Genomic DNA, 20,091 nt, shown 5'->3' with positions numbered 1-20,091 from the left:
GTCGGTCCGGGTGCGTAGGTTGGCCTTGTGACCGCTCCCGGGCCGGCCGCGCTGGGGCGCGGCGTGATCATCGAAGCCGGCGCCGCTATCCCCGCCCCGTGGATGGCCGCCCCGGTCCTCACCATCGACGCCGAGGTCCTGCGATCCCCAGCCGAGGTGGTCGAACGGCTGCACCGCGCTTGGGTTGGTCGGCACCCGGTGGTGGTGGAGCTGGCGGTGGACCCGGTCAAGTTCCGGGTGCCGCAGGTGATCGAGCGGCCAGTGTGGCAGTTGGGGCCGGAGTCCGAGCCGTGGTTCGACCGTCTCCACTTCTTGGTGTGGAACAACAACTACCAGTCCCGTGGTGATGACCTGATCTGGTGGTGGGGTCGCAAGGCTCTTCGCCTCGGCGCCAGACCACTGCCGGCACCAACAGCGTCGGGAGTCGGCTCCACGATCGCTGGCGACTCCGCGGTCGGAGATGTGGTGCTGGCCGACGGCAACCCCGTGTGGATAGATGGCGGACCCCGCGGTCCGCTGGAATTGGCCGGCCTCGACGGAGCTGGCTTGATCCACCACGAAACCATCGAGCTCGGTCGCCTGACCCCGTCACCGCCCCCGGTGGACCCAGCCGCAGATCTGGCTCCAGACCAGTTGGCGGCGGTGGCCCACCGCTCCGGTCCAGCCCGCGTCATCGCGCCGGCTGGTTCGGGCAAGACCAGAGTGCTCACCGAACGGTTACGCCACCTGCTCGGAGACCGACGCTGGGAGACCGAGACGGTGCTGGCGGTGGCCTACAACAAGGAGGCTCAACTCGAACTGGAGCGTCGCACCTCATCCTTCGCGCCCCGGGCCCGCACCCTCAACTCCCTGGGTCTGTGGGTGCTGAGCACCTACCACGGACGCCAGCCAGCCCTGATGGACGAGCGAGACTGCCGGCGCCTGGTCGATTCGCTGTTACCCGGGCGCAGGAGGCCCAGGGCCAACACCGACCCCATCGGCCCCTACCTGGAAGCGCTGGGTACCGTGCGTCTCGGTCTCGTCGACCCGGCCGTGGTCGAGGCCGAGCGAGACGACGTTGACGGTCTGGCCGAGATGTTCGACCGCTACCGGGATCACCTGGCTCAGCGGGGAGCGGTCGACTTCGACGACCAGGTGTATGGCGCGGTCGAGGCCCTCCTCGCCGACGGAGAACTACGTCGACGATTGCAGCATCGGTGCCGTCACCTCTTGGTAGACGAGTTCCAGGACCTCACCCCAGCTCACGTCCTGCTCATCCGGCTCCTGGCCCTGCCCGGTCTAGATGTATTCGGCGTCGGAGACGATGACCAGGTCATCTACGGTCACGTCGCCGCCGACCCGGCGTTCCTCATCGACTACGAACGGCTCTTCCCCGGAGCGGGAGACCATCCCCTCACCGTCAACTACCGCTGCCCGGTGCCGGTGGTCGAAGCTGCCCGCAACCTGCTCGGCTACAACCACCGCCGGGTGGCCAAGGAGATAACGCCGGGGCCCGACGCAGACCCGACCCCAGGGGCCTTGCAGGTGGTGACCCACGACCCCGACGGATCGGCCGGCGCCGTGGTGGACGTGGTGAGCCGTTGGGTGGGCGACGGGATCGACTCCACCGCCATCGCCGTGCTGGCCCGGGTCAACTCGTTGCTGCTGGCACCTCACGTGGCCCTAGCCGAGGCTGGGGTATCCCTAACGTCGGTCCTCACCCCCGACATCCTCGAACGTACCGGCCTGAGAGCAGCCCTGGCTTACCTGCGCATCGCCACCGCCGGAGATGCCATCGCCCCCCAAGATGTGGTCGAGGTCCTCCGGCGCCCCACCCGAGGCTTGCCTCAATGGTTCCCCGACCGCCTGGCTCGGCGGACCCGCTGGTCCACCGAGGCCATCGCCGAGATCGCCGACCAGGTACCAGACAAGGAATCGGCCAAGGTGCTTCGCTTGGCCGGAGACCTGGCGTCGGTGCAGCGAGCCGCCCGTCAGGGCACCACCCGGGCCGTCCTCGAAACGGTTCGAGACGGTGTTGGGCTCGGGTCGGCCATGACCCTGTTGGACAGCAGTGGCAACGGGCAGGGAACCAGCCACCTAGACGATATAGACGCCTTGTTGGCCGTGGCTGATCTGCATCCCGATCCGGCCGGGTTCGAGACCTGGCTACGTTCGGTGTTCAACCGGGAATCGACCCCGGGGGGAGTGACCTTGTCCACCATCCACCGGGTCAAGGGCAGGGAGTGGGATCGGGTTGTGCTGAGCGGGGTGGTCGACGGTGTCGTGCCCCATCGGTTGGCTATCGACCGGGAAGAGGAGCGACGTGTGCTCCACGTGGGGATCACCCGAGGTCGCCACCGCGTCGTGGTGCTAACCGATCGGTCGAGACCGTCCCCGTTCCTGGGCGAACTGACCGGCACCGCACCGCACCGACCGGCCCCCGGCACATCGACCCGAACCGACCGGGCCGACCGCACCGTCCGTGACAGGACCGACCGCAGCCGAGACCGCTCTGGCGCCGGTGGGAGGGCCCGGCCCGCGGCCACGGTGACCGAGGGGATCGTGGCGAGCCATGGCCATGAGCTGAAGGTCCTGGGCGGCTATGCCGGAACGGTGATAGACGCCGACGCCCGAGGTATCCGGCTCCGGCTGGACAACGGCGGCACGCTCACTGTCCGCTACGGCGAGCGCGTCGAACAGCGGGGCCGAACTGCGCCTCTCGCTCCCCCCGCTGAGCTGTGGGGCAGCGCCGCCAAGGCTGAAGAAGCGTTGCGACGGTGGCGAGCCGGTCGGGCCCGAACCGACGCGGTGCCGGCCTACGTAGTTCTGTCAGACGCCCATCTGCGGGGGATCGCCCTGGCCCGGCCCACCGATGCCGCGGCCCTGTTGGCTTGCGACGGCATCGGCCCCACCAAGCTGGACCGCTACGGAGACGAGATCCTCGCCGAGCTCGATGGTGTGGACGCCGACTGAACTGCTGAAGCCAACGCCGGAGAGGCCACATCTCTCCCTGGGAACGGGATCACATGATGTCGGACACGATCTGGCTCAGCTCCTCGGGGTAGCGGGAGACGAAGTAGGTGAAGGCCGGTTCGATCTGGGTGAACAGGTTCGTGTCGGGCGCCAACGTGGCGGCGAAGCCGTTCAGGTACAGCAGGTTCTTGAAGAACAGGACCAGCTCCTTGGGTAGCGAGAAGCCGTTGCGGGCCAGGACCCCGATGATCGTCCCCAGGGCCTGGCCCAACGCATCCACGGTGATCTCGCCCGAGCGGTCCAACAGGTTGGGATCGACGGCGTTGAGCTGGGCCTCGATCTCGTCGCGCAGGGCGGCCAGGTCCCAACCGTCGGGGACGGCCCCAAATGCCTGGATGCCTTCGAGCTGCATGAGGGTGTCGTTGCGGGCGAACCCGAACAGGAACTTCACGGTGGCGGCCCGCTGGTCGGCGTCGATACGTCCGGCGATACCGAAGTCGATGAGCGAGAAATCTCCGGCCTCGTTGATGAGGACGTTGCCGGCGTGCAGGTCACCGTGGAAGATCCCGTAGGCGACCATGTGTTCCAAGGTGGCGGTAATGGCCAAGTTGAGGAGCCTCTCCCCGTCGACCACATCGGGGTAGGCGTCCAACGCTGCGGTGTAGGGAACCCCTTCCACCCGGGTCATCACCAGCACGTCCTCGGCGGTGAGGTGGGGCAGGGGCTGCGGGAAGCGGGCGAAGTCATGGCCCGCGGCCTCTGAGGCCAGCGCGATCTCGACCTGGTTGAGCGCCTCGAATCGGAAGTCGATTTCCTCGAGCACGAGTTGGGCGAAGAGCTGCACGAATCCGGTCAGGTTCGCCACCCGTGCCGAACGAGACGCCCGTTCCGCGGCGCTGGCGGCCAGCGCCATGGCTCGCAGGTCACGGTCGAACTGGCCACGCAAGCCGGGGCGACGGACCTTCACCACCACCGACGTCCCGTCGTGAAGCGTGGCGGCATGGACCTGACCGATCGACGCTGCCCCCAAGGGTTCGGGGTCGAACTCGGCGAAGACCCGCTCCACCGGGACCTGGAATCGGCGTTCGAAGCGCTCCTCGGCCAAGCCGTAGGGGAGTGGTGACGCCGTGTCCCGGCACCAGCCGAAAGCATCCACCCACTCATCGGGGAGAAGGCCCTGGGCGGTGGCGACGAACTGGCCCAGCTTGATGTAGGTAGACCCGCCGGCCTTGACCAACTCCTGGACGTGACGGATGGCGGCGCCGTCCTCGAGAGGACCGTCCTTGATCCGCCGGCGGGCATCCTCCTTCAGGCCCGGAGCGACACCCCGCGCTAGGTCCATGCCCGTCCGGCCCACCGCGCCGAGGGTACGGGGGCGCAGCGATGGCTGGGCTAGGTGTCGGGCCTCCTCGGCCACGCGGGCGCGGGCATCGGGCCCCCACAACAACCACAACCGGGCGTGATCGCGCAGACCCGGCCGGGAATCGATCCAGGTGGAACGGTCGAGGACCTCGACCATGTCGGGTAGGGGCGGAACGGGCATGGCGACCTACCTGGGTTGCGGGTTGCGGGTTGCGGGTTGCGGGTTGCGGGTTGCGGGGGTTGCCGGGTCGCAGGGTTGCGGTGCTCGGCACCCTAGGTCGCCAGTGCTTCGAGTGGGTCGGTGCTCGATTGCGGTGGCCGGTGGCCGGTGGCGTGGCCTGTCGCCCTCAGAACGGGGCGTCGTCGCCCGAGGCCGAAGGTCCCGGGCCCTGGTCGCGCAAGAACCGCTCGACCTCGGCGGCCAGTTCGTCGGCGGAGGGGAGCTGGTCGGGTCGACCGGGTCCGGCCTGGGTCTGGGCGTCGTGGCTCTCCTCCAAAGACCGCAGCATCGCCATGTGATCGGAGTTGGACGACATGGCAGCATCGATGCGATTGCGGGTGCGTTCGGCATCGTCGGCAAGGGTGCCGAACGGCAAGCTGAGGCGGGCGGTACGGCTCAACTGTTCCAACAGGGACAGCGATGCCGCCGGGTATGGCGTCATCTCGCCGCTCACGTAATGGGGGACCTGGGACCACAGCCCCAGCGCGGCGATGCCAGCCTCGCCGAAGCGATGCTCCAGTGCGGCCTGTACCCCGGCCGGGACATCGAGGGTGCCTCGTAGCAGCCCGGACAGGGCAGCCAACTCCTCGGTGGCGGCGGTGACAGACATTGTCACCGGCCGGGTGTGGGGCACCGTCGCCGGATAGGCGCCTAGACCCACCAGCATCCGGGCATCGAAGATCTCGGCCAGCTCCAACACGTCGTCCACGAAGCGACGCCACAGATGGTCGGGCTCAGCTCCCACCAGGAGCAACACGTCGTTTCCCTCCTGGTCCATACCGCCCCGCAGTTCGATCCCGGGCCAGCTCAGACCGGTGTTCACACCGTCGACGAGGTGCATGATCGGTCGACGGGCACGATGGTCCAACAGGGCATCGGCGTTGAACGAAGCCACCGGAAACGTGTCCAGTTCTGACAGCAGGGTCTGCATGGCCCGTCCGGCCGCGAACCCGGCATCTATCCAGCCTTCGAGCACCACGACCATCACCGGGTGATCGAAGGAAGGTCGGTCGTGAAGGTCATAGAGCGCCATGTCAGCTTCCTACCCGGTCAAGAGCGCTTAGGGCGCCCTGGGCCAACAGGGTCACCACCGCCCCGAAGGCATCGGCATCGGCACCGTCGTTGCCCATGGCCCCAGCCTTGTAGCGGGTGAACACGCCTTCGAGGATGCAGGCCAGCTTCCAGTAGCCGAAGGCCTGGTAGTAGTCGAGGGCCCCGACCTCGCGGCCGCTGGCCGTGGCGTAGGCGTCGATCAGCTCCGCCCTAGTGGGGAAACCTTCCAGGGCGGTGGCAGAGCCCGGCAGCGCGGCGAAGGGGTCGTCGGCCTCGGTCCAGTAGACCATCAGCAGACCGAGGTCGGCGAGGGGGTCGCCCAAGGTGCAGATCTCCCAATCCAGCACCGCCATCACCGTGCCATCGGGGCGGAGCATGCAGTTGTCGAGCCGGTAGTCGCCGTGGACGATGGTGGCACCGCGCTGTTCGGGAATGGCCGCCGACAACCGTTGGAACGCCTCGGTCACCTCGGGCACCTCTCGGGTGCGGCCGCTCTCGAACTGGCTGTTCCACCGCTTGAGCTGGCGGGCGATGTAGTCCTCTTTGCGGCCCAAGTCGCCCAACCCCACAGCATCGGGATCAACGGCGTGGATGCGAGCCAGCGTCTCGGCGATGGACAGCCCGGCCCGGCGCCTGGTGTCGGGAGTGATCTGGGATGCCTCCCGTGCGTCTCGGAGCACCAGCCCGTCGAGGTACTCCATCACGTAGAAGGGCGCCTCGTTCACCTCGATGTCGGTGCAGATGCCGGTGGTGGCCGGAACGGGAACGTCGGTGTCCGCCAGCGCCGAGATGATCCGGTGCTCACGTCCCATGTCGTGGGCGGTGGCCAGCACATGTCCCAGAGGGGGGCGACGCAGCACCCATGACGATCCGGCGGCGTCATCGACTCGGAACGTGAGGTTCGAACGGCCCCCGGCGATTAGTTCGAAATCCAGTGGCGGCACCACACCGGCCACGTTCGCTTCGAACCACGCCGTGACGGCAGGGACGGCGACGCCGGGGGTCGGCGAGGGGTGGTCGGTGACGGTCATGGTCTGAACCTACCGCCGGTAACGTGAAGGGATGGTCGACGTCACCGATGCCACCTTCGAAACCGAGGTTCTCCAGCGATCCGAGACCGCCGCAGTGGTGGTCGATCTGTGGGCTCCGTGGTGTGGTCCCTGCCGCACATTGGGCCCGATCCTCGAACAGGTCACTGCCGAGACCGGGGGGGAGGTGGTCTTGGCCAAGGTCAACACCGACGAGAACCCCGGTCTGTCGGACCTGTTCCAGGTTCAGGGAATTCCCGCGGTCTACGCGGTCAAGGACCGCAAGGTCGTTTCCCAGTTCGTCGGTGCCCAGCCCGAATCGGTGGTCCGCCAGTTCGTGGACGCGCTGCGCCCCACCGAAGAGGATCGTCGCCTCGCCGCCCTGCTGGCCGCCGGAGATGAGGCGTCGCTCACCCAGGTGATCGAGTCGGTCCCCGACCACCATGGGGCCATCGTGGCCTTGGCTGAGTTGTTGGTGGCCCAGGGGCGAACAGAAGAGGCCTTGGCCCTGCTGGCCCGCATCCCCGAGTCAGCCGAAACCCGCCGGGTGGCCGCGTTGGCCCGTACCGGTGCGGCGCTGGGCGCGGAGGTGGCCGAGGCGGCCGGTAAGGGCGTCGACGGTGCCAATCCGGCCCTGGCCGATGTGGAGGCCACCCTCGATGCGCTGTTGCCCCGGGTGAAGGACGACGACGAGGCCCGCCAGGAATACGTCGACCTGCTGGAGTTGATGGGGCCGGCCGACCCTCGAACGGCGAAGTACCGCAAGGCGCTCAGCCGTCAACTGTTCTGAGACGCTGGGGACCGCTCGCCTCGCCTCGCCTCGTCCACCACCGGAGGGAACTTTGCCGTGCTGAGCTGTGACATTGGCGCGTCGATTTCTTGGCGCACATTGGAGTCCCCTTGGTCTCTCGACCCGGGGCCTGGTCGGTGATGGAACGACGACGGTGGCTGCCGATGTGGGTCGAGGCCGCGCCGGACCATCGTGTGTGGGTCGGGGGTCCAGTGCCCCGGGGGGCGGCAGCGTGGACCTTGGGTTCGTTGGTGATCGTGCGCCGTCGCTACGCCAACAGCGCATTGCTACGGGCCCACGAGGCCGAGCATGTCCGTCAGTGGCGCGAGCGCGGGGTGGTCGGGTTTCTGGTCTGGTACCTGGCGGGTTACGGCGCCGCCCGCCTGCGGGGGTACGGCCACGGTGCGGCCTACCGCCGGATCCCCGCCGAGATCGAAGCCGACTGGCGTTCCCGGCGAGTTCTCGGTCTGGGTCGTTCCCCAGGCCACTGACCAACAGAAGGCTCTGCCTTTCGGCGGACCCAGGCCAATTGGTTGACGGGTGACGTCTCGGGGTAGGGGCTGGCTGGCGCCTTCCCCGCTCCCGTCGACCTAAGCGATCTCGGAGGGCGCCATGGCCTCACCGTTGCGAGACTCTGCCAGCCCGGTGCCGTCGACCGGAGCCGGGCCGCCTCGGCCTACCTTTACCCAGAGCAGGTTCAGCCGAGCCCTGGCCTACTGGGAGGAACGGGCGTGGAGGCAGCGGTCCTTCGGTCCGACGGGTTCGTCGCCTCGGGTCGGCCACCGCCACGAGCCTGCCTCGGGCCTAGAACGAGACGACGAGAACGAGGGCCAACGCGAATCGAGTTGGCCAGATCGGTCGGACTGGACTTGGCCAGCGATGCCCGGGTCGGGGATCCGCCGGTGGCGCCGGAACGTCATGGCCGCGCTGGTGGTGACGGCCCTGGTCGGTGTCGGTTGGTGGCTGGTGGCTCCCGCTCCCGCTCCCATCGAGTCGGTGCTTCCCGCCGCCGGAGCCAGCGGGGCTTCGGATCGGACCTCCGGGGGTAGATCCGCTACCGCTACCGCTACCGTGACCGGGGCGACCGCGTCGGGGTCGGAGTCGGAGGCAGAGGCAGAGACAGAGCGTGGGGTCGATCCTGACCCGTCTGTCGTCCCTGCTGTGGTGGTCCAGGCGGCCGGAGCCGTGAACGCCCCTGGGGTTCACCGGCTTCCGGTCGGCTCGCGGGTGGACGACCTGGTGCGGGCTGCCGGCGGGGTCACACCCGAAGCCGACCTGGACCGGGTGAACCTGGCTGCCCTCCTCGCCGACGGAGAACGAATCTGGATCCCTCGTCGAGGTGAGGTCGAGGTCCCGTCGGTAGTTTCGGGGGGTTCGGGGGGCTCGGGTGCAGGGTCCGGTGGTGGTGCCGGTGTTGGTGGCGGTTCACCCGGATCATCGGCGACAGCCGCACTCGCCGGTCCGCTCGACCTGAACACCGCTACCGCCGAACAGCTCGATGCGCTCCCCGGGGTGGGGCCGGCCACGGCGGCCGCGATCCTGGCCCACCGGGACGCCAACGGACCGTTCCAATCGGTCGAGGACCTGCTCGACGTTCGAGGCATCGGGGACGCCAAGCTGGAACAGATCCGTCCCCTGGTCACGGTGTGACCAGGGCCGACCGTGTCGGGCCATTCGGGACGAGACCCTGCACGGCTCGGCCGTGGCCGCGGTCCCATCTGCGTCACCAGCGATGACCAGCGGACCCACAGGCCCGGCCGGCTCGGCCTCTGGCCCATCTTCGAGCGCGACATCACCGCTGGACTCGTCGCCGGACCTGCCGCTGGATTCGGCTCCCGAATCGGCGAATTGTCACGGTCCGGTCTGGCTTCCCGAATCACCTCAGCCGCGGCCATCGCTCGGAGACGCCGGCGCGGTGGGCCTTGCTTTGGCCGTGGCCATCGGAGCGTGGTGGGCTCACCCGTTCCCCATGGTCATGGCCGTTTCGGCAGGGGTGGTGGCTGTGGCGGGGCGTCGCCCCTGGCTGGTGGTGTTGGCCGGGTTGGTGCTGGCGTCCACCATGGGAGCAAGGGCCTGGTCCGGGCTGCAACCGCCGACTACCGGTTCCTTCGAGGGGTGGTGACCCTGGTCGCAGACCCGAGGATCGGGCGTTGGGGTACCACTGTCGACGTGGCCGTCGGGGGCAAACGGGCCGAGCTGCGGGCCAGCGCATCGGCCTCGGGCGCGGTCGCGTCCGCCCGCGCTGGCGAACGCATCTCGGTGCGTGGCCGCATCGAACCGGTCCCACCTGATGCCCCCTGGCTGGTTCCTCGACATGTGGGGGCCAGGCTCAGCGTCAGTCGTGCCGAAGCCCACGACCGAGGGGCATGGCCGTGGCGGGGTGCCAACCGGTTCCGACGGTTGTTGCAACGTGGAGCCGACACCATGGGGGAACCAGCCCGTTCCCTCTACGGCGGTTTCGTGCTGGGAGACCAGTCCGGCTTGTCGGCGCCGGTCGAAGACGACTTCCGCGGGGCAGGCCTTAGCCACCTGCTGGTGGTGTCGGGCTCCAACGTGGCCTACCTGCTGGTGTTGTTGACCCCGCCTCAAGGGTCGCCTACCGCTCGGGGCCAGGTGGGTGGTGACCATGACCGTGATCGCAACCTTCGCACTGGTCACCCGGTTCGAGCCCTCGATCTTGCGGGCTTCGGCTATGGCTGCCATCGCGGTCAGTGCTGGCTTGGCCGGGCGGCCGTCGGCACCGCTACGGGTCATGGCCCTGGCTGTGGCGGCGCTCATCGTGATCGACCCGCTCCTGGTCCACTCGGTGGGATTTCAGTTATCGGTGGCGGCCACCGCCGGGATCGTGTTGGGAGCGCGCCCGCTGGCCCGGCTGCTTCCCGGACCCGAAGTCTTCAGTCAGGCGCTGGCCGTTACCGTGGCTGCTCAGTTGGCGGTGGCTCCCTTGTTGATCGTGCGTTTCGGTGGTGTTCCGGTGGTGTCGGTGCCCGCCAACCTCGCTGCTGGCCCCGTCGCCGGGCTGGTGACCGTCTGGGGTCTGCCCGCCGGCGTCGTAGCGGGGTTGGCCGACAGCGTCGTACCCGGTGGGTTCGGAGCGGCGATGGGGTCGTGGCTCCATCGTCCGACCGAACTAGCCATCGAATGGGTGGCGGGGGTCGCCCGGGTCTCGGCTCGGCTGCCCCTGGGTGAGCTGAACGGTCGAGCAGCGGTGATCAGCACCACCGCGGTAGCGCTGGTGCTGGCAGGTCGCCGCCGAGGCTGGCCAACCTCCATCCGTCGGGTGGCTGCAGTATCTGTGGTGGGAGCGGTGATGATGCCAGCCCTTGCCCTGCGCAACCCGCCAGCGCGCACCTTCCCGACCCCCGGTGTAGTCCTACACCGGGGTGGCGGGGCGACCGTGGTGGTGTTCGACGGTGGTGCCGATCCGCCCGACACGCTGGCGGCCCTCCGTCGCGCCGGAGTGCGACGAATCGACGTGGCCGTGATGCCTACCCACGACCACGAGATGGAAGGAGCCCTTCGGCATCGGTGGTCGGTGGGCAGGGTGGTGAGCCGCGACCGACTCGACCAGGCGGTGATCGTCACCATAGGCACACTGCGCATCTCCGTCGGGCCCGGGCGGGACGAGCCGGTTCGGGTGACGGGTATGGTCGGGCGGTGACCCGCTCGCCTTCTCTACCCCGTCTCGTCGGGGGTGGACAGACCCTGGTGTTGCACCCCGAACCCCGATCCCAAGACCAGGTCCTGATGGTCGATGTTGCTGGCCTCACCAGCGATCAGGTCCGCACGGTCGTGACCGAGGCCGTCTGTCGTCACACCGGTTCTGTCGGTTTGGTCGGCGGTGACGTCGTCAACCTCCGCTCCGCACTCGACTCGGGGGCGCGGCTGGTAGTGGTCGATGGGGTAGACCGCGCTGTCGGCGAGTTGGTGACGGTGGTTAGCTCCGAGGTGTGGGCTCTGGTCCAAGTCGGGTGCGCAGGCGACGCGACCGATGTGGGTGGTTGGCTCGAGCAGGCCGGCGTGGACCTCGCGCAGGTGGTGTTCGAGGTCGGTCCCGGCCGTGACGTGGTGGCCCAAGCCCGGGCGCTGATGGAGCGCAGCCCCGGTAGCCGGGTGGGAGCCTGCCTCAACTCGTCCGCATCGGTGGTCGGCGACAACGACGCCGGGTGGGAGTTGGGTGCGCTCACAGCTCTGTTCGACATGGGGGTGGCAACCATCCGAAATGCCGACCCGGTGCGGGTCCAGCGAGTTGAGGCGGTTCTCGACGCCCTGGCCGGGGCCGGCCGGGTTGGCGCGGTTGGGGAGGGAGGGCGGTGAGCGCTCCCGTCCACCTCATCAAGGGAAGCGACGACATCTTGCGTGGTGAGGCGCTGAGCCGGCTGCTCGACGAGCTGGTGGCCGGTGGGGACCGATCGCTGTTGGTGGACGAGTTCGACCTCGACACCACCACGCTTGGTGCCGCCATAGACGCCGCTCAAACGATCCCGTTCCTCACCGATCGCAGGATCGTGGTGGTCCGCCGCTTCGGCCGCTTCTCCAAGGGTGAGGACGTGGCCGAACTGGTGAGCTACCTGGACAACCCCCTCGAGTCCACCACGGTGGTCCTGGTGTGGGAGAAGCCGGTCAAGCCCACCGACACCGGGGCGTCGGTGTCGGCCAAGCCGGCCGTACCCCAGGCCCTGACCAAGGCCATCAAGGCGGCCGGTGGCGAGGTCGTGGATCCGTCTCCGTCGGGCAAGCTCGACGCCTGGGTACCAAACCAGTTGGCCGAAGCCGGGCTCGACGTGGATTCCCGGGCCGTGCGCCTGATCGTCGACTCGTTGGGAGACGACGCCGGCGGCATCGTCGAGCTGACCACCAGGCTCAAGGGGGCTTTCCCGCCCGGTACTCGTCTCGGCGTCGACCAGGTGGCACCGCTCCTCGGTCCCTCGGGAGGGGTGGCCCCCTGGGATCTGACCGATGCCATCGACCGAGGCGACGCGGCCGGGGCCCTTGACCAATTGCACCGGATGATGCGGGGAGGAGATCGTCACCCCCTGGCCATCATGGCCACCATCCAGTCCCACTACCTGCGCATGCTCAAGCTCGACGGTGCCGGTGCCCGCAACGAGAAGGACGCTGCCGCGGTGCTGGGGCTCAAGGGCTCCACCTATCCGGCCAAAAAGGCCATGGCCCAACTGTCCAGGCTCGGCTCCAGTGGTGTCAGGAGATCGGTGGAGCTGGTGGCCGCTGCCGACGTCGACCTGCGAGGCGCCCGGGCCTGGCCTGGTGAGTTGGTCATGGAGGTCCTGGTGGCTCGCCTGGCCCGACTGGCTCGCTCCGGACGCTGATCGGGACGCTCCGGCCCATCGTCGGCTAGTCGTCGGCTAGTCGGGTCGGCTCCGGGTCACTCGAAAACGGCAAACGCCCCGGGCCGGGAGGCGACGGGGCGTGACCGAAACCAGCCGGGACGGACCCGGCGGTGCTGGTTACTGGGCGGCCGAGGCGGCGTTGACGCGCTTGGCCAGCCGAGACTTGCGTCGGGCGGCGGCGTTCTTGTGGATCACGCCCTTGTTGGCGGCCTTGTCGATGCGCTTCATGGCGGCGCTGGTGGCCTCGGCGGTGTTGTCGGCGCCGGACTCGGCAGCAGACAGGGCGGACTTGGTGCGGGTACGCAGCTCGGAGCGCACGGCCTTGTTGGCGACGCGACGCTTCTCGTTCTGACGGTTGCGCTTGATCTGGCTCTTGATGTTGGCCACGGTGCCTGGGCTCCAAAGGGTCGTGCGAAAGCTGGGACAGGCTAGCGGTAGGGGGGCCGAACCTTCCAACCGACGCTACGGAGGCGAGCCAATTGCGAGCCGACCCCTGGGCACAGCATGGTCTAACCGAGGCGAAGCCACGGTCTGATCACCATCGCAGCGAGGACGACCGGACCCATCGGACAGGACCGAACTGCGTTGGTCGTGCCCGGTCACGCACCGGTAGCGTGAACCGTTCCACCCCACAGTCCCGAAGGCCCCGATGGACCTCTCCAAGATCCGTTCGCTGAGCGTTATCGCCCACATCGATCACGGCAAGACCACGCTCAGCGACCGCATCCTCGAGGTGTGTGGCGCCGTCAACGAGCGGGAGATGCGCGCCCAGTACCTCGACTCGATGGACCTCGAGCGGGAACGGGGCATCACCATCAAGCTCCAGTCGGTCCGGCTGAACTACCGGGATCACGTCCTGAACCTGATCGACACCCCCGGTCACGTCGACTTCGGCTACGAGGTGAGCCGGTCCTTGGCCGCATGCGAGGGGGTGATCTTGCTGGTCGACGCCGCCCAGGGCATAGAGGCCCAGACCTTGGCCAACTGCTATCTGGCGTTGGAGAACGATCTGGAGATCGTGGCCTGTCTCAACAAAATCGATCTGCCTGCAGCCGATCCGGATCTTTACGCGGCCGAGATCGAGACGGTGCTGGGGATCCCGGCCTCTGAGGTCTTGCGCATCAGCGCCAAGACCGGCGAGGGGGTCCCCGAACTGCTCGACGCCGTGATCGAACGCATCCCGGCCCCAGCCGGAGACCCCGAGTCGCCGCTCCAGGCCCTCATCTTCGACTCGCACTTCGACCAGTACCGCGGCGTGGTGTCGTCGGTACGGGTCATGAACGGGCGGCTGCGCACCGGCGACAAGCTCAGGTTCATGCAGGCTGGAGCCACCTATGAGGCCGACGAGGTCGGGGTCCGTCTCCCCGAGCCGAGCCCGGTGAAGGAGTTGGGCCCCGGTGAGACCGGGTATCTGATCGCCGGTATCAAAGACGTGGCCGAGGCTCGTTCCGGCGAGACGGTCACCACCGTCAAGGATGGAGCGGCCGAGCCGCTGTCGGGCTACCAGGACCCCAAGCCGATGGTGTTCTGTGGGATCTACCCGATCGACGGAGACCAATTCCCCGACCTGCGCGAGGCGTTGGACAAGATGCGGCTCTCAGATGCCAGCATCACCTTCGAACCCGAGACCTCGGGGGCGCTGGGGTTCGGCTTCCGGTGCGGTTTCCTGGGGCTGTTGCACATGGAGATCATCCGTGAACGGCTCGAGCGTGAGTACGACCTGAGCCTCATCGCCACCGCGCCCAGCGTGGCCTACCTCGTCCACAAGACCGATGGCTCGATCGTGGAGGTCGACAACCCCTCGGCCATGCCCAACATGAGCGAGGTGGAGGGCATCGAGGAACCGTGGTTCGACGTGACCATCCTCACCCCGTCCAACTACACCGGCACCATCATGGACCTGTGCCAGACCAGGCGCGGTGAGATGGACAAGCTCGAGTATCTGTCGCCTGAGCGGGTGGAGCTGCGCTACAAGATCCCCCTGGCCGAGGTGGTCACCGACTTCTTCGATCAGCTCAAGAGCCGCACCCAGGGCTACGCCAGCCTCGACTACGAGCCCGCCGGTTACCGCATGTCCAAGCTGGTGCGCGTCGACGTCTTGTTGAACTCGACGCCGGTGGATGCCTTCTCCATGATCATCCACAAGGACAAGGCCGACGACTACGGGCGCAAGATGTGCGAGAAGCTCCGTGAGCTGATCCCCCGCCAGATGTTCGACGTGCCGATCCAGGCGGCCATCGGTGGGCGGATCATCGCTCGCCAGACCGTCAAGGCCAAGCGCAAGGACGTGCTGGCCAAATGCTACGGCGGTGACATCACCCGCAAGCGCAAGCTCCTCGAGAAACAGAAGGAGGGCAAGAAGAAGATGAAGAACATCGGCCGAGTCGAAGTCCCCCAGGAAGCCTTCGTGAGTGCCCTCAAGCTCGAGGACTGAAGTCGACCCGCCGGTGGGCCCGCCCTGGCGACGCCTACACGACCTACCTCCAAGGAGCCGACAACCGTGGCAACCAAGAAGATCGTGGGTATCGCCCTGGCGCTGACCGCCCTGGTCGGAGCTTGCGGCACGGGCGAAGACAACGGGGATCGACCTGCAACCACCGCGCCGGCCTCGTCATCGACCACCGAACCCGCAAACTCGGACGGTCCCGACGCGGAGACCTTGGCGGCCACGCCGCCCATGGGTTGGAACAGCTGGAACCAGGTCCGCTGCTACGACCTGAACGAAGACGTGGTGAAGCGGGCCGCCGATGCCATCGTGCGCCACGGCCTCGACGACCTCGGTTACCGCTATGTGGTGGTCGACGACTGCTGGCAGGCGCCGGAGCGCAACTCGGAGGGAGCGCTTGTACCGGACCCCGAGCGGTTCAGTTCGGGCCTGGCCGACCTGGCCGACTACATCCACGACAAGGGCCTCCGCTTCGGCCTGTACCTGTCGCCGGGCAGCGAGACCTGTGCCATGCAATGGGATGACTACCCCGCCACCGGGTTGGGGTCGCTCGGTCATGAGCGCCAGGACGCCGAGATGCTGGCCGACATCGGCGTCGACTACCTCAAGTACGACTGGTGTGGTGCAGACGAGGTCGACGGGCTCGAGCCCGAAACTGCCTTCGCCCACATGAGGGACGAGCTGAAGCGCCTCGATCGGCCGATCGTCTACAGCATTTCCGAGTACGGGCGGAACGAGCCGTGGAAGTGGGCGCCGGGCATCGCCAACATGTGGCGCACCACCTCGGACATCCTGCCGATGTGGGCATCCATCGCCACCATCATCAACAGCCAGGCCGACCTTCACCCCTATGCCGAGCCGGGTAGCTGGAACGACCCCGACATGTTGCAGGTCGGCAACGGGCCCCTCACCGATGTGGAGGCCCGGTCTCACGTAGGCATGTGGGCCATGTTGGCGGCACCGCTGATGATCGGCACCGACTTGGACAAGGTCACCCCCGGAGTGCTGGCGGCCCTGTCCAACCCTGAGGTGATCGCCATCGACCAGGACCCCCTCGGCCGTCAGGCCCGCCGGGTTCGTGATGATGCCGGGGTCCAGGTGTGGGTCCGCCCGCTCAGCGACGGAGAGTTCGCGGTGGCCTTGTTGAACGGCGGTGACGCTCCGACCCGGGTGGACACCGACCTGGCCGAGGTGGGGATCGACCCGGGCCGCTGGAAGGTCCGTGACGTGTGGGCCCAGGCCGACGGGGGAGTGGTAGACGGCGCCCTGGGAGCCGACCTCGAGCCACACGCCATGGCCCTCTTCCGGCTGTCTCCGATGTGATCAGGGCGTTCCGCCCGGTCAGACCCCCCGGCTCGGGTTGGCACTCGGTAGCATCGAGTGCCAACGACTGACCGTTCGAGGATGGCCATGCTCGACGAGAGAAAAGCATCGATCCTCCGGGCCGTGGTGGAGGAGTACATCGAAACGGCCCAGCCCGTCGGCTCAGGCCATGTGGCCAACGCGCCCGGGGTAAGCGTGTCGTCGGCCACCGTCCGCAACGAGATGGCCGCCCTCGAGGCCGAGGGCTTCCTCGCTCAACCCCACACCTCCGCCGGGCGCATCCCGACCGAGAAGGGCTACCGCTACTTCGTGGACACCCTGTCGCGCCCGGCGTTGGACCGGGCTTCGGCCCACCAGATCCGAGCCTTCTTCGACCGCACCCATGGCGAGATAGAGCAGATGTTGGCGGCCACCACCCGGCTCCTGAGCGGTCTCACCGACGCCGCCGCGGTGGTGATCGGCCCGGGTCGAGATCCGAGCCCGGTGCTGTCGGTGCAGGTGGTGGGCCTGACCTCGACGGCGGCGCTGTTCGTGGCGGTTCTGGCCGATGGGGCGGTGGAGAAGGCCCCGATAGACCTGGGTTCAGAGACAGACGAGGCGGTGTTGGCCCGGGCCGCCCAGCACCTGGCCAATCACCTCGTGGGCCAGCCCTTGAGCGCCCTGGGATCAACCCCGGCCGCCACCGACGCGGCCGTCGATGACGTGCTGGCCCGCATCAGGGTGGCGGGCGTGGCCTCCACCGTTGGAGACGAGCACGTCTTCGTGGGGGGAGCGGCTCGGATGGCCTCGTCTTTCGAGGCGGTCGACACCATCCGTTCGGTGCTCTCCATCCTCGAGGAGCAGTTGGTCGTGGTGTCGCTGCTACGAGACGTCGTGGACCGTGGCCTCAACGTGGCCATCGGCAGCGAGACCGGCATGCAACCCCTGGCCGAATGCGCGCTGGTGGTGGCGCCCTACACCGTCGACGGTGAGCGGATCGGCACCGTTGGCGTTCTCGGACCTACCCGCATGAACTACCCCCAGGCCCTGGCCGCGGTGGCCGTGGTGGGCCAGCGCCTCGGGCACCGATTGAGTGAAGGCTGACGTGACCACCGACTACTACGAACTTCTCGGCGTCGACTCCAACGCCTCCCCCGAGGAGATCAAGAAGGCGTATCGGGCGGCCGCCCGGCGCTACCACCCCGACGCCAACCCCGACGACAGCGAGGCCGAAGCCCGTTTCAAGGAGGTGGCCACCGCCTACGAGGTGCTGAGCGACGCCGACAAGCGCGCCCACTACGACCGCTTCGGGGCCGATGGCCCGTCCATGGGCGGCGACCCGTTCGGTTTCGGCGGCGGCATGGGAGACATCTTCAGCGCCTTCTTCGGCGGGGGAGGAGGGTTCGGTGGTGGCCGATCCGGTCCTCAGCCCGGCCCCGATCTGGAGACCACTGTGACCGTCGACTTCGAGGCCGCGGTCTTCGGCACCGCCGAGCCCGTCACCGTGCGCACTGCGGTGCCGTGTGAGGTGTGCGAGGCCAGCGGAGCCGCCCCCGGTAGTCACGCCGAGACCTGCCAGCAGTGCGGGGGAGCCGGCCAGGTCCGCCAGGTCCGCCAGTCCATCCTCGGTCAGATGGTGACCGCGGTACCCTGCCCCGCCTGTTCGGGGGCGGGGCAGGTGATCCCCGATCCGTGCGCGCACTGTTCGGGCGACGGTCGGCTCATCACTGAGAAGACCTACACCGTCGACATCCCCGCCGGTGTCGATACCGGTTCAACCCTGCGCCTCACCGGCATGGGCGCAGCCGGGATGCGGGGTGGGGGCATGGGCAACCTCTTCGTCCACGTCCGCGTGCGACCGCACGACCGTTTCGAGCGCCACGGCAACGACCTCGTCCACCAACTGCACCTGCCCGTCACCCAGGCTGCGCTGGGGGCCACCATCACCTTCGAGACGCTGGACGGCGACGAGGAGATCGTGGTGCCCCGTGGTACCCAGACCGGCAAGGTGTTCCGCCTGCGCGGCCGTGGAGTCCCCCACGTGCGGGGCCGGGGCCGCGGTGACCTGGTGGCTGAGGTGGTGGTTGACACCCCCACCGACCTGAGCCACGAGGTCGAAGAGGCCCTGAGACGGATGGCCGAGGATAGGGGCGAGACGGTCGCTCCGGCCGAAAAGGGGCTCATGTCCAAGATCAAGTCGGCCTTCACCTGAGCTCGACGGTGAGCGGAGCCGACGACACGGCCGCAGTGAGGTGGAGCGGCGGCCCTCTGGTCTTCGTCGACGACCTGGAAACTCCCATCCTCAGCGAGGACGACCACCATCACCTGGCCCGGGTCCGACGGGTGCGCGACGGTGACGAGCTGGTGCTGGCCGATGGGCGGGGCCGGTGGCGCGACGCCAAGATGGCCGGCAGCCACCCCGAGCCCAGTGGCGCCCTTCACCTAGCACCGCGTCAAAGCCCCGAGATCGGCGTGGGGTTCGCCCTGGTGAAGGGTCACAAGCCCGAGTTGGTGGTGCAGAAGTTGACCGAGCTGGGGGTCGACCGGATCGTGGCGTTCGTGGCCGCCAGATCCGTGGTCCGCTGGGATGACGCCAAGGCTGAGGCCAACGCCGAGCGGTGGCGGAAGGTGGCTCGGGAGGCGGCCATGCAAAGCCGACGGGCGTGGTTGCCGGTGGTCGAATCGGTGACCACGTGGACCGAGTTGGCCAGCCGGTCCCAGTCCTGTCGGGCCGAGCCCGGCGGGGGCCCGCCCAGCCTGGACCATCCCCTGATCCTGATCGGCCCCGAAGGTGGATGGGACGACACCGAAGCTCGCTCCGAGATGGCGACCGTCGGGCTAGGTGACGGGGTTCTGCGGGCCGAGACGGCGGCTATCTCCGCCGGGGTCGTCCTGTCTGCGCTCCGGGCCGGGCTGGTCGGCCCCGGAGGTCAGTGAGGGCCGTCGAGCACCGGTGCGCCGTGGAGCAGGATGCCCATGTCGGCCAGGCGTTCACCGGCCCGTTCGCTGGGTGTGTCCAAGATGCAGGCGATGGCCCGTAGGTCGTCGCGCCGGATGGTCAGCACCCGGCCATTGAAGTCCTGGCGTTGGAGCTGGATCATGGCCACGTAGCGGCGCAGCATCTCACCAGTGGGGCCACCGACCTCGTCGAGGCGAGCCAGGTCGAGGATCACCTTGCGAGGCGCGCTCGGGGCAGGTGCGGTGAGGTCGAGGTAGGCAGCCTGCTCGGCTCGGGGGTCATCGTCGTCTCGGGGCAGAAGCTGATCGGCGGGCACCTGGTACACGCGGGCGAGACGATGTAGGCGAGGTACTGAGATGGCGCGCTCGCCTCGCTCGTAGGCCCCGAGGACCGAGGCCTTGAACTCCTGGTTGGAAAGTTCCTCCGCGTCCTGCAGAGACAGGCGCTTCTGGCGACGGATGGCACGGAGGCGTTCGCCCACGGCTCGGGCGTAGTCTGCTGACGCGGGATCGAGCTCAGGTTCGGGGGACATCGTCGGGCTCCTGGACCTCTGGGCGCTGCCACACAGCGCGCTACATCTCGTAGCGTAGTTCACGGAGAGCGTTATGTCACGAACCGTGGTGATTTG

Annotated in this window: 18 protein-coding genes and 1 pseudogene; 14 read left to right on the top strand and 5 right to left on the bottom strand. The window is 68.2% G+C overall.

Features of this window, described 5'->3' with window-relative positions; translation table 11 throughout:
* The first annotated feature begins 27 nt into the window (after positions 1-27).
* Entirely contained in the window at positions 28-2,952 is a 2,925-nt protein-coding gene (locus tag IPG97_12390) for an ATP-dependent DNA helicase UvrD2 (GenBank protein MBK6857311.1), read from the top strand.
* Positions 2,953-3,001: 49 nt separating this feature from the next.
* Here the strand turns inward: IPG97_12390 and IPG97_12385 are convergent, their stop codons facing one another.
* The 3 genes from IPG97_12385 to IPG97_12375 all read right to left on the bottom strand — a co-directional run bounded on the left by IPG97_12385 (position 3,002) and on the right by IPG97_12375 (position 6,618).
* Positions 3,002-4,495, bottom strand: coding sequence for an AarF/ABC1/UbiB kinase family protein (locus tag IPG97_12385; GenBank protein ID MBK6857310.1), 1,494 nt, complete (start codon positions 4,493-4,495; stop codon positions 3,002-3,004).
* A gap of 166 nt (positions 4,496-4,661) precedes the next feature.
* Positions 4,662-5,567, bottom strand: a complete 906-nt coding sequence (locus tag IPG97_12380; GenBank protein MBK6857309.1) for a PAC2 family protein — start codon at positions 5,565-5,567, stop codon at positions 4,662-4,664.
* A gap of 1 nt (position 5,568) precedes the next feature.
* A complete protein-coding gene (locus IPG97_12375) occupies positions 5,569-6,618 on the bottom strand; it encodes a phosphotransferase family protein (GenBank protein ID MBK6857308.1) in 1,050 nt (349 codons plus the stop codon).
* 31 nt (positions 6,619-6,649) lie between these two features.
* On the opposite strand from IPG97_12375, the gene IPG97_12370 reads away from it, so the two are divergent.
* The 8 genes and pseudogenes from IPG97_12370 (at position 6,650) to holA (ending at position 12,735) form a co-directional block, all read left to right on the top strand.
* Positions 6,650-7,405: a tetratricopeptide repeat protein gene (locus tag IPG97_12370; protein ID MBK6857307.1), complete on the top strand. Its 756-nt coding sequence runs from the start codon at positions 6,650-6,652 to the stop codon at positions 7,403-7,405.
* Positions 7,406-7,515: 110 nt separating this feature from the next.
* Complete coding sequence (locus tag IPG97_12365) at positions 7,516-7,896, top strand: hypothetical protein (protein MBK6857306.1); 381 nt, start codon at positions 7,516-7,518, stop codon at positions 7,894-7,896.
* A gap of 121 nt (positions 7,897-8,017) precedes the next feature.
* Positions 8,018-9,055: a ComEA family DNA-binding protein gene (locus IPG97_12360; GenBank protein ID MBK6857305.1), complete on the top strand. Its 1,038-nt coding sequence runs from the start codon at positions 8,018-8,020 to the stop codon at positions 9,053-9,055.
* Between the two features lie 265 nt (positions 9,056-9,320).
* A complete protein-coding gene (locus IPG97_12355) occupies positions 9,321-9,527 on the top strand; it encodes a hypothetical protein (GenBank protein ID MBK6857304.1) in 207 nt (68 codons plus the stop codon).
* A 302-nt stretch (positions 9,528-9,829) separates the two neighbouring features.
* Positions 9,830-9,982 (top strand): annotated as a pseudogene (locus IPG97_12350) (ComEC/Rec2 family competence protein).
* Positions 9,983-10,031: 49 nt separating this feature from the next.
* On the top strand, positions 10,032-11,066 hold the full coding sequence (locus tag IPG97_12345) for a ComEC/Rec2 family competence protein (GenBank protein ID MBK6857303.1): 1,035 nt from the start codon (positions 10,032-10,034) through the stop codon (positions 11,064-11,066).
* Positions 11,063-11,722, top strand: coding sequence for a hypothetical protein (locus tag IPG97_12340; GenBank protein MBK6857302.1), 660 nt, complete (start codon positions 11,063-11,065; stop codon positions 11,720-11,722). The genes IPG97_12345 and IPG97_12340 overlap by 4 nt, the downstream gene beginning before the upstream one ends.
* Positions 11,719-12,735 (top strand): DNA polymerase III subunit delta, encoded by a 1,017-nt coding sequence (gene holA, locus IPG97_12335; protein ID MBK6857301.1) that lies wholly within the window; start codon positions 11,719-11,721, stop codon positions 12,733-12,735. Before IPG97_12340 ends, holA begins: the two co-directional genes overlap by 4 nt.
* A 138-nt stretch (positions 12,736-12,873) precedes the next feature.
* On the opposite strand, the gene IPG97_12330 is transcribed toward holA, so the two are convergent.
* On the bottom strand, positions 12,874-13,143 hold the full coding sequence (locus IPG97_12330) for a 30S ribosomal protein S20 (GenBank protein MBK6857300.1): 270 nt from the start codon (positions 13,141-13,143) through the stop codon (positions 12,874-12,876).
* A gap of 262 nt (positions 13,144-13,405) precedes the next feature.
* On the opposite strand from IPG97_12330, the gene lepA reads away from it, so the two are divergent.
* The 5 genes from lepA (at position 13,406) to IPG97_12305 (ending at position 19,441) form a co-directional block, all read left to right on the top strand.
* Positions 13,406-15,190: an elongation factor 4 gene (gene lepA, locus IPG97_12325; protein ID MBK6857299.1), complete on the top strand. Its 1,785-nt coding sequence runs from the start codon at positions 13,406-13,408 to the stop codon at positions 15,188-15,190.
* A gap of 243 nt (positions 15,191-15,433) precedes the next feature.
* On the top strand, positions 15,434-16,525 hold the full coding sequence (locus IPG97_12320; GenBank protein ID MBK6857298.1) for a glycoside hydrolase family 27 protein: 1,092 nt from the start codon (positions 15,434-15,436) through the stop codon (positions 16,523-16,525).
* Between the two features lie 87 nt (positions 16,526-16,612).
* The gene (gene hrcA, locus IPG97_12315) at positions 16,613-17,608 is read left to right on the top strand and encodes a heat-inducible transcription repressor HrcA (protein MBK6857297.1); all 996 of its coding nucleotides are present in this window, start codon (positions 16,613-16,615) and stop codon (positions 17,606-17,608) included.
* On the top strand, positions 17,598-18,716 hold the full coding sequence (gene dnaJ / locus IPG97_12310) for a molecular chaperone DnaJ (protein ID MBK6857296.1): 1,119 nt from the start codon (positions 17,598-17,600) through the stop codon (positions 18,714-18,716). Before hrcA ends, dnaJ begins: the two co-directional genes overlap by 11 nt.
* An 8-nt stretch (positions 18,717-18,724) precedes the next feature.
* Positions 18,725-19,441, top strand: a complete 717-nt coding sequence (locus IPG97_12305; protein ID MBK6857295.1) for a 16S rRNA (uracil(1498)-N(3))-methyltransferase — start codon at positions 18,725-18,727, stop codon at positions 19,439-19,441.
* Here the strand turns inward: IPG97_12305 and IPG97_12300 are convergent.
* Positions 19,435-19,995, bottom strand: a complete 561-nt coding sequence (locus tag IPG97_12300) for a transcriptional regulator (protein MBK6857294.1) — start codon at positions 19,993-19,995, stop codon at positions 19,435-19,437. The two genes, IPG97_12305 and IPG97_12300, sit on opposite strands and share 7 nt — an antisense overlap.
* Positions 19,996-20,091: the final 96 nt, after the last annotated feature.

The sequence above is a fragment of the Microthrixaceae bacterium genome (assembly GCA_016702505.1).
Classification (GTDB): domain Bacteria; phylum Actinomycetota; class Acidimicrobiia; order Acidimicrobiales; family Iamiaceae; genus Aquihabitans.
The sequence above is the reverse complement of the archived record's forward strand: the minus strand, read 5'-3'. Positions and strand labels throughout refer to the sequence as shown.